Here is a 2960-nt window from a genome sequence, read left to right as displayed (position 1 = left end):
TTCATCAAAAATCTCCTCAGATATCTTGCCGAGAAAATTCTACTTCTGAACACCATTAAATTTCGGGGGGATTACCATGGCGCAACTGTAGCACAGGCTGTTTCTACCGCGCACAGGCGGCCTCCAACCCAGAACGGTTTTTTAGAAGGTCGCGCTCCTCGGTGACGCGCGCCAGTTCCTTTTTGAGACGCCTGACCTCGGCTTCTTGGTCCGTCTGCCTCTGTGGCTTCGAGAATTGCGCCATCCAAGTGTACAATGACTTGGTGCTGACCCCAAGCCTCTCGGCCACATCCTTGACCGAATAGCTACGCTCCGTGACCTGAGCCACTGCATCAATCTTGAACTCGTCCGAGTATCGAATTTGCCCTGACATTTACATCGTCCTTTGCTTCCAAAATTACCAAGCAAAATGTCTACAAATCCAGGGGCACCTCAATCCGAGAGAGTTCTCCATGCGGCATGACGCGCAATTGAAGAACTCGGCTCCAACACTGATCGATATGCACTTCTGCTCCGCGCGCAAGAAATTTGGCAGACGGAACCACTCATCCGAAGGTCACCGAAGCCTATGGACATATCCTAAATAGAGGTACAGAAATCGCCAAAATAGGCCAGAAGCGGTAATTTCTCTTTTATTAAGGTACTACGACACACGCCAACAACGCAGCATCAAGCCGATTAGTGGGTCCTGACCCTAGGCTACTGATGGCGTTCTTTCAAATTAGATAACAGACTATGGAACTTCAGCATTCTCAAAAAGCTGGACCAGAGCCTCAACCAGAATATGGAGGTTATCAAAGTCAAATGGTGGTCCGGGACTCAGACTAGGGATCCAAAAAAAACGAGTGTAGGCGACCAGGTCGTTATCTTGATCAAAGTCAACATGCAAGAAGCAGTCATATTCCTCTCTGGGAGAACCTTTCAGATCACCTGAACAATACAAAAAGTGCCGTGGCAGTTTGCGTGTAGAGTCCGGTTTATACACCAATAGATCAGATGAGAATTTACCCGCCTGAAGGTTGCTCATTCCCTCTTCAGATAACGCGCCATTGGTGAAAATATCATATTCAGATCCTGACAAGGTTATCGAACCAGATAAAGTATCAAAAAATATAAAACCTTTTGTGCTTGGGAAAGAGAAATCTCGGTCCTTTACTCTTAACTCTCCCCACAAAAACGTCAGTTGATCAAACTGTTGTAGAACCTCGCGTACATGCGAGCTATCAAATGGGAACCTTAGAAAGTCAATATCTTCCGAGCCTCGAAACCTACGGTCATAATTGTCGCACAACAAAAACTGTCGGTTTTGAACCTCAACAAGCTTGCCACTAGGTGCATAGCGTTCGTGTTCATCGCAGTGTGTTTCTGAGCGAGCGGTTTGGGCGCTTAGCAGCATCGTGGTCAGCACAAAAATCTGGCACAGGCGCAAAAGGATCCGCGACGTCATGACAATGATTCCCCTTTTCACCCAATGGTTGAAATGCAATAGACAAGTTATATCTACAGCTAGGCAATGGGGAAAATTGAAATGTACAGGTTTTCAGCTGCCGAGATCGATACTTTAGTGGCCGCCTCCGACGGTCTTCTGATCAGCGGCTCCGCCTAGTACGAGGCTGCCCTAGGATTGTTCACTGAGTATGACCCCGCCGTTCCCGGTTCATTACCACCAGATGCTGTGCTTGGAACGTTGGTAGCTGGGAACCCAGACAAGCCTTGGCCGTCTGGCCTGCTGCTGGTTTCGTGGACACCGAGATAAGGTGTTTATGAGACTGGAGAATCTATATGACGAGAAGAATGTTCAGCCGCGAGTTCAAGCAGGAAGCGGTGGAATTGGTGACGAAGCGTGGCGTCAGTGCGGCCCAAGCTTCAAGAGATCTTGGGATACATGCGACTGTGCTGCGCCGATGGGTGCGGGCAGCAGCAGTTGATGGACCGGCAGCGTTCCCGGGGAATGGCAAATAACACCTGAGCAGGAAGAGCTGAGATCTCTTCGACGTGAGGTGTCCAAGCTGAAGGCGGAGCGTGACATCCTAAAAAGGGCGGCCGCCTACTTCGCCAAGGACCAGCTGCGATGTTTGGGTTTGTGGCGAAGCACCGAGGGGTTTGGCCCCCCTCTCGGCAGATTTGGCTTTGCCAAATCGCCTGCCGGGCAGCGGTGAGTTGGATATGTGATGCGCTCGCTGTGTCACGAAGTGGCTACCATGCCTGGCTGACGCGCCCGCGCAGCGGCAGGTCGATCCGAGATGAAGACCTATCGGCGGCGATCCGTGCGAGCTTTCTGCGTTCAGACCGGACCTATGGCGCACGGCGGGTCTGGCACATCTTCTTGAAGAAGGCTATTCCTGCGGTTGCATTGCGTCGAGCGACTGATGCGGCAGGCGGCCTTCAGAGCTCGGCCAAAGCGTCGACAACCACCGAAAGACGACGGCACAAGGTCGATTATAGCTGCCAACGTGCTTGAACGGGAGTTCGACGCGGATGGCCCGAACCAGAAATGGGTGGCGGACTTCACCTACATCTGGACAGCGGAAGGCTGGCTCTATGTCGCCGCCGTCATTGATCTCTTCTCGCGGCGTGTCGTTGGCTGGTCCATGAACGATCAGATAACATCACAGATGGTCACAGACGCCCTGATCATGGTGATCTGGCGCAGGGACCGACCACAAGAACTGCTGCATCATTCAGACCAGGGCAGCCAATATACCAGTGAGCCGTTCCAACGACTGATGGCTGACCATGGGATCACATGCTCAATGAGCCGGTCGGAAATGTCTGGGAGTTCAAGCTGGTTCGCGCCAGCGGATCAAACGATCCGGGGGATCATTTGAAGGCGCAGAACGCCGCGATGGAGAGCTTCTTCTCTTCACTGAAAACCGAACGGGTCGTAAGCGGTGCGCGGTTCACACCGGTTTGATGTAGTTCCAGGGCAGCAGCTGGTTGATATCGGTCTGTTTGTGCCC

Annotated in this window: 1 protein-coding gene and 2 pseudogenes; 1 reads left to right on the top strand and 2 read right to left on the bottom strand. The window is 52.1% G+C overall.

Features of this window, described 5'->3' with window-relative positions; genetic code table 11:
- Positions 1-139: 139 nt before the first annotated feature.
- Both Q0908_RS20210 and Q0908_RS20205 read right to left on the bottom strand, forming a co-directional pair.
- A pseudogene (locus Q0908_RS20210) lies at positions 140-373 on the bottom strand (transposase); the annotation flags it as partial.
- Positions 374-733: 360 nt separating this feature from the next.
- Positions 734-1447, bottom strand: a complete 714-nt coding sequence (locus Q0908_RS20205) for a hypothetical protein (RefSeq protein ID WP_299289088.1) — start codon at positions 1445-1447, stop codon at positions 734-736.
- Positions 1448-1782: 335 nt separating this feature from the next.
- Between Q0908_RS20205 and Q0908_RS20200 the strand changes: the two are divergent.
- Positions 1783-2884, top strand: a pseudogene (locus Q0908_RS20200) (IS3 family transposase); the annotation flags it as partial.
- Positions 2885-2960 lie beyond the last annotated feature (76 nt).

The organism is uncultured Tateyamaria sp., assembly GCF_947494755.1.
GTDB lineage: Bacteria > Pseudomonadota > Alphaproteobacteria > Rhodobacterales > Rhodobacteraceae > Tateyamaria.
The sequence above is the reverse complement of the archived record's forward strand: the minus strand, read 5'-3'. Positions and strand labels throughout refer to the sequence as shown.

Excerpts from the sequence above, each read along its gene's own strand:
- Q0908_RS20205 (WP_299289088.1), bottom strand. The coding sequence starts at position 1,447 with ATGACGTCGCGGATCCTTTTGCGCCTGTGCCAGATTTTTGTGCTGACC.